Source organism: Thermanaerothrix sp. (genome assembly GCA_026417795.1).
Taxonomy (GTDB): domain Bacteria; phylum Synergistota; class Synergistia; order Synergistales; family Synergistaceae; genus Thermanaerovibrio.
Genome location: JAOACP010000055.1, coordinates 1 through 5,772, shown reverse-complemented (window position 1 = coordinate 5,772; position 5,772 = coordinate 1). Strand labels below are relative to the sequence as shown.

8 protein-coding genes and 1 tRNA gene are annotated in these 5,772 nt (G+C 58.1%); 5 read left to right on the top strand and 4 right to left on the bottom strand.

The window, feature by feature from the left end; all coding sequences use genetic code 11:
- The first annotated feature begins 304 nt into the window (after positions 1 to 304).
- Together N2315_08655 and N2315_08650 are read left to right on the top strand one after the other, a co-directional pair.
- A complete protein-coding gene (locus N2315_08655; protein MCX7829246.1) occupies positions 305 to 760 on the top strand; it encodes a helix-turn-helix domain-containing protein in 456 nt (151 codons plus the stop codon).
- A complete protein-coding gene (locus tag N2315_08650) occupies positions 760 to 1,197 on the top strand; it encodes an ImmA/IrrE family metallo-endopeptidase (protein ID MCX7829245.1) in 438 nt (145 codons plus the stop codon). The genes N2315_08655 and N2315_08650 overlap by 1 nt, the downstream gene beginning before the upstream one ends.
- A gap of 87 nt (positions 1,198 to 1,284) precedes the next feature.
- On the opposite strand, the gene N2315_08645 is transcribed toward N2315_08650, so the two are convergent.
- Positions 1,285 to 1,360 (bottom strand) — tRNA-Lys (locus N2315_08645).
- Positions 1,361 to 1,464: 104 nt separating this feature from the next.
- Here N2315_08645 and N2315_08640 point away from each other — a divergent pair.
- The 3 genes from N2315_08640 (at position 1,465) to N2315_08630 (ending at position 3,779) form a co-directional block, all read left to right on the top strand.
- On the top strand, positions 1,465 to 2,394 hold the full coding sequence (locus N2315_08640; GenBank protein ID MCX7829244.1) for a tyrosine-type recombinase/integrase: 930 nt from the start codon (positions 1,465 to 1,467) through the stop codon (positions 2,392 to 2,394).
- A 76-nt stretch (positions 2,395 to 2,470) separates the two neighbouring features.
- On the top strand, positions 2,471 to 3,274 hold the full coding sequence (locus N2315_08635) for a hypothetical protein (GenBank protein MCX7829243.1): 804 nt from the start codon (positions 2,471 to 2,473) through the stop codon (positions 3,272 to 3,274).
- A gap of 214 nt (positions 3,275 to 3,488) precedes the next feature.
- On the top strand, positions 3,489 to 3,779 hold the full coding sequence (locus N2315_08630; protein MCX7829242.1) for a hypothetical protein: 291 nt from the start codon (positions 3,489 to 3,491) through the stop codon (positions 3,777 to 3,779).
- 440 nt (positions 3,780 to 4,219) lie between these two features.
- On the opposite strand, the gene N2315_08625 is transcribed toward N2315_08630, so the two are convergent.
- The 3 genes from N2315_08625 to N2315_08615 form a co-directional block, all read right to left on the bottom strand.
- Complete coding sequence (locus tag N2315_08625; GenBank protein MCX7829241.1) at positions 4,220 to 4,927, bottom strand: N-acetylmuramoyl-L-alanine amidase; 708 nt, start codon at positions 4,925 to 4,927, stop codon at positions 4,220 to 4,222.
- Positions 4,920 to 5,333: a phage holin family protein gene (locus tag N2315_08620; GenBank protein ID MCX7829240.1), complete on the bottom strand. Its 414-nt coding sequence runs from the start codon at positions 5,331 to 5,333 to the stop codon at positions 4,920 to 4,922. The genes N2315_08625 and N2315_08620 overlap by 8 nt, the downstream gene beginning before the upstream one ends.
- A 15-nt stretch (positions 5,334 to 5,348) precedes the next feature.
- On the bottom strand, positions 5,349 to 5,772 hold a 424-nt coding region (locus N2315_08615; GenBank protein ID MCX7829239.1), incomplete at its 5' end, for a hypothetical protein.

Here is a 5,772-nt window from a genome sequence, read left to right as displayed (position 1 = left end):
CTTTTTGGCCGTCTGCAAGCTGGGGGTTCTCCTGCCAGTTTCGTAATTCGCAATTGTGCTTTGTGCTAGCTCAACGGCCCTAGCCAGCTCGGCCTGGGTTAGCTTCCTCTTTTTCCGTAACTCTGCTAAGGTCTTGGGCATCCTGATCACCCGGTTGCGTTTTGGCGTCTTCCTGGTCTGATTATAGAATTGCATAAGGCAATTTGTCAAGGGCAAGTTTTCGATCTGGCACCAAAAATTTTCGAGGTGCAATTATTGGGGTATAATGGGGCCAGATAACCGCCCGAGAGGGGGTGGAAGGAGAATGGAATTTGGCGAGGGAGAAGCCCTGCATATAGCTTCAAAGCTGAAGAAGCTTCGGAAACAGAAGGGACTAACCCAGGAAGAGGCAGCGAAGGCCCTCAACATTGCCAAGAGCACGCTGGGCAACTACGAGATAGGCCGGCGCGCACCAGACTTGCCCATGCTGATTAAGCTCGCCGACTTCTATGGGGTCTCCCTGGATTACTTCCGCATGAGCGGTAACGGCCAATCCCAGCCGTGGTGGGAACGCGATGAGCCCCCGACAGACATTGAGCTAATGGAGTTTATTCGGGAGCATTCCAACCTTCGCCGCATGGGATATCCGCTTGACGAAGACGCCAAAGAGGACGTGCTTCTTTTCCTGCGGGCGGCCTACGACCATATGAAGAGGGAGAGGGAGGCCAAAAAAAGAAAGGCCGCCGAAGCGGCCCAGAAAAAGGATGAGGGGAAAGATTAATGCAGCCTCCCTACTACGTCGCCGAAGCCTGGAAGCTGGCCGAGAAGTACCAGACGCGCGACCCGGAGCGGATAGCCTGGGAAAAGGGAATCAAGATAATCCACCTCCCGTTCCGCTCCATATACGGCATGTCTCTCCGGCTGGGCAGGCATAAGCTGATAGGGGTAAAATCCGACCTGCCCGAGCCGGCACAAAAGCTGGTTATCGGCCACGAGTTAGGCCATTTTGTCTTGCACCCCAAGGGGAATTTTTTCTTCGTCCTCACTCAAACCCTATTCTACGGTAAAGAGGAATACCAGGCCAATATGTTTGCCGCCGCCCTAATGCTCGGAGAGGATCTGGTGAGGTATGAGCCCGTAGTAAGGGAGCTTGCCGCCGGTAAGGCGGACAGGCTGATAAAAATACTTAAACAAGAAGGGAGCCTTCCGGCCCCCTAACGAAGGGTTTTAACACCGCCGGACTCGGCCCCTTCAGCATACCCCATCCGGCCGAGCCCGAGCCCGTAAACCCTTGAGAATCAAGGCTGGTGAGCCACGGAGGATTCGAACCTCCGACCCACGGATTAAAAGTCCGTTGCTCTACCTGCTGAGCTAATGGCCCAGCATTTTCAACGGTTTGCGGGCCTGTCTTCCTCGTTAGGTGCGCCGGACTCCCGCCTTCAAGGGGGAGTTTTTATGGCACGGCTCACTAAAATTGTACCCGTATTGCCAACCCAATGGGAAGATGCCCTCAGGGAATTTCTCACTTACAAAGCCGCCCAGCGGCGGGCGGAGCGGACGCTTCACGACTACCAGGTTCACGTAAGCCGTTTCTTCGGCCTTTATCCCGATGCTTGGCGGGATTACGACCGGCTTAAAGCCGCCGCCCTGGAGTACATGGCCCGGGCGGCCAACCTAGCGCCTGATACCTACAACCTGCGCCTGAAGTACCTCCGGGCCTTCTTTGCCTGGTGCGTGGCACAGGGATACTTGCCTGCCAACCCGCTGGAGGGGCTGAAGGCCCGCCGCTCGGTAGGCCGTTTCCGGCCCATTGACGAAGAGGCCCTGGCCCGCTTGCTGCGCCTGCCGGATCAATCCACCTATGCGGGGCTTCGAGACTATGCCCTGCTGCTGCTCTTCCTCGATACCGGCATTCGGCCAGCCGAGGCCTTTAGCCTGCGCTTGGAGGATATAAACCTGCGAAGCCTGGAGGTTCGGGTGCGGGAGGAAACGGCCAAGACCCGCATTTCCCGCACCTTGCCCATATCGGCCGAAACGGCTAAGGCCTTACAGAAGCTTATCGCCGTGTTGCCCCCAACTTGGCGGGCCGATCGACCTTTCTACACCTGCGAGGGCAAACCCATGACCCTGGACGCTTGGCGGCAGAGGCTGGAGCATTACGGCCGAAAGCTGGGCTGCAAGATAAGCCCCTACGACCTGCGCCACGCTTTCGCGACCATGTACCTGCGGAACGGGGGCGATATACATTCCCTGCGGCGGCTGCTGGGGCACGCTACCCTGGATATGGCCAAGCGGTACGTTCATTTGTCCCAGGCCGATCTGCGGGAGGCCCATTCGCGGGCCAGCCCCATTTCCGGCCTCCTATCCCGGAAGGAGAGGATAAGGAAACTAAGGCCGAAAGAAAGGGCCCCGTAGGCAAGGGGCAGATGGCAGGAAATTTCCGGGCGGTCTAGAAGGGTAGAACCAGCTTTGGGAAAGGAGTGAACACGCCATGACAACATCTCGCCGCTTAGTATTCCTCGCCGGCATCGTTATTCTGGCCCTGATACTCGGCGCCTGGCTGGCCCAGGGTGACATCGCCATTCCCGGCATTAGGCCGGCAAACCCAGGAGAGGAAGCAGCAATGGCGGAAACGGCAGCCCCAGAGGACGAGGCGGCCAAATACGCGCAGCAAGCCAAGCAGGAATGGATTGAGAAGACCAGGCAGGCTTATGCCAGGGCTAAGGCGTACTTTGAAGCGGGCGAGCTGGAGAAGGCCCGGATAGTGGCCATGCGGGGTGTCCATTTCCCACCTTCTATTGCCCTTGCGGCCATAGAAGAGGAGGTCGAGCCGCCCTATCCTGTTGTGCCCGAAGGGCCAAGTGGGGCGGCAATCCTCGCCTACTTCCCCGAGGGTGAAACCCTGCGGTTCTTCTACATTCCCTCAGGCTCCGATTTTCAGGTGTTCTATTTCGAGCCCCTACCCGGCCAGGACAGGTTCGGGGTCAAATGGGTGGGCCTAGCCACAAAGGCGGAACCCTTCACTTCCGAGTCGCCGGATACCCTTAGCCGGTATCTGGCCGCCGCTGGCTACATGATCCAGCGCGAAGTCGGCGAAAGGCCCACAATAAGTGGCCCTCTTACTGGCTACTACGATCCCCCTTTTTCCTATGATACGCTCAGGGTGACCATACCTGCTGATCCGCAACCCGCAGACGGCTATAAGATTTGGGAAGATTTCCTTGCCCCACGCGCCAGCAAGATAAAGGACACTTATCGACACCTACCCGACGGCTCAATAGTTCCTGCTTTTTAGGTCAGACAGTAGCTGAATAGGGGGCAGGACGGGCCTGCCCCCTATTCTTCTTTGTACCCTCCTAGTAGGGGCACACTCCTATACTGTCTCCGGCTCCACCTGGCTTGCGGACGGCAAACCGTTCGTAGCTACTAGTGTTGCGAACATAAGGATTATAGTTTGGTGTGTTACCGCCCACCCTGTAGCAATCTATAAACCCATCAGCCAGGTATTCGTGGAGTATCTCGTAACGGACGACCCCGCTGTTATCGATATAGGAGCCGTAGCATCTTACGAAATCGAACGGGTACGACCATTTAATGGCGTCCATGGCATTGTAGGGCTCGCAATCCACGACAAACTTTGGGTTATAGCAGTTCTTGGTGCCGTTGCTGGAGGATTTCAGCCTGAAGGTATACATAAGAGTATTGTTTACATAGAAGCCTATGTCGCACTCGTAACCCCCGGAAACCGCATAAGGGCCGCCCACTACCCTTACTTCCAGTTTTACCACTTCAGGGTCTGAAATGGGAGTAGAACGGCGCCAAAGCCTAGAACCGTTACGGTTAACGAACGGGTACCAACCCCTTTGCTTGCCATTCCGCCCGAACCATTCCTCGGCGGTCATAGATACCCCGCATTCGCAGGAGGCCGCCCATTGCGGCGGGCTTACACTCCAATTGACCAAATCGAGGCCAACATAGGCGCAGACGTAGCTGTCGTTCGGAAGCCCAGAGTCCCAATAGAAGGCGGAGTAAGAAGGTATATCGAGCCACGTTGAAGCGTCACCAACCCTGGCACCCGCCCAGCGCCTATCATCGCAGGGGTAGCTTCTAGATTGCACGTATCCCCTTACCCGATAACTTCTCGCTACTGGCATCTGAAAGTACCCTCCCTAATGCGTTTTTGGTTTGATGAACTTGGCAGCATGAACCCGGTTCCCGACCGGCTAAACCCTCAACGGCATCACCCCCCTGGATCAGGTAAGAGCCCCAGCCTGTCGAACCAGACCAGGACTTTCTGCTCGCTCTCGCTTAGCAACTCCGGATTAAAGACCAGGCCCTTAGCAATTGCCTTGGCCACGGCCTGCCTCGCCCAGGGCTTAATGTTGGGCAGGGCCTCCGGCGGGGCTTGGCTTCTTATGCCCAAATGGGCGAAAAGCCCCTTAGCGATGGCCCCGGCCAGGGCCTTTTGGAATTCCGGCCGGCCGAGCTGCTTCTCCTGGGCCGGATTAGTAATAAACCCCTGCTCGATAAGGATTGCAGGGGCCTTCGTTTCCCGCAGGATTTGGAAGTTCTCCGCCCTTACCCCGCCCTCCGGCCAGCCGGTGGCTTCTACCAGGGCCGCCAGCACCTTCTCGGCCGCCCTTTCCGCCTCGCTCCCGTGCCGGTACACGAAGACCGCCAGATAATCCGGCTCCGGGGTCTTCCAGGCGTTGCAATGAAGCGAAACCGCCAGATCAACTCCCTGGCGGTTCAAAAAGTCGCTGCGCTCTTTCAGCTCTACCGTCCTATCCTCCCGGCGGGTCATTACCACCTCTACCCCGGCCTGTTTCAGAAGCTTCTCCAGCTCTAGCGCCACGGCCAGGTTAACGTCCTTTTCCTTCAGCCCGCTTGGGCCTACCGCCCCAGGGTCTTTCCCGCCGTGGCCCGGATCTAAGCCGACTTTAGGCATTGCCCTTCCCCTCCTCGGCCTTCTGCTTCAGGCTCTCCAAAGCCGCCCGCAAGGGAGCCGGTATGGGTACTCCCGCCCGGCCAAGGTTTTCTACCACCGAAAGGCCCTCGTTGGCGATGTAGAACCATATCACCAGGCCCCGGAAAAGCTCCTGCCCCAGGGCGGTATCGAGCAGGTGGGCCAGGGCGACGATTACGAAGATGAGCGCCTTGCGGGTAATGCCCTTCCAGCCCACGTTGCTGTCCAGCTTCTTCTCCTGGTAGGCCGCGATAACGCCGGTAAGGTAATCCAGAACCATGAAGGCCACCAGCACTTTGAGGTAGACATCCCACCCTCCAAAAAGGGCGGTGGCCAGCCCTCCCAGGCCGGCCAGAAGGTAGCGCAGCCAGGCAAAATACTGCTCCATTTCCTTCGCCTCCCCTCATGTTCTAGGCGGCAAGGCCACCGTAAAAATGTAGCAGCCGGCTTCAAAGCCGGCCGCGAAATCCCTGCTCTGCGATGTGTTGGTCACCGTCCCCCGCTCTATCCCCGCCTCCCCGTCGTTCATGTTCTCCGGCTTAAGGGGCAGCCAGACCTTCTCCAGGGGAAAATCGGGAGTATCCGCCCGGCCTATCTGCAGGTACCCTACCCGGAAGGGGCCGAAGCTGATTTCGTCCTCATCCCCCAGGCCCATGTAGCAGCCCACGCAGGCCTTGGCGTCGAATTGGTTCGGGTTAAGGCTTCCCGCGCCTCCGTAAAGCGGCCCGCAGAACACCTCCTCGCCGTTGACGTAGAAATGCACCCGCCAGCGGTAGCTGCCGGATATGACCTCCAGCTTCCCCACCCGCAGCTCCAGGGTGCAGGCC

What these genes read in the sequence shown, in the direction of transcription:
- N2315_08635 (MCX7829243.1), top strand. Translation starts at nt 2,471, where the DNA reads ATGACAACATCTCGCCGCTTAGTATTCCTCGCCGGCATCGTTATTCTG.
- N2315_08650 (MCX7829245.1), top strand. Translation starts at nt 760, where the DNA reads ATGCAGCCTCCCTACTACGTCGCCGAAGCCTGGAAGCTGGCCGAGAAG.
- N2315_08625 (MCX7829241.1), bottom strand. Translation starts at nt 4,927, where the DNA reads ATGCCTAAAGTCGGCTTAGATCCGGGCCACGGCGGGAAAGACCCTGGG.
- N2315_08620 (MCX7829240.1), bottom strand. Translation starts at nt 5,333, where the DNA reads ATGGAGCAGTATTTTGCCTGGCTGCGCTACCTTCTGGCCGGCCTGGGA.
- N2315_08655 (MCX7829246.1), top strand. Translation starts at nt 305, where the DNA reads ATGGAATTTGGCGAGGGAGAAGCCCTGCATATAGCTTCAAAGCTGAAG.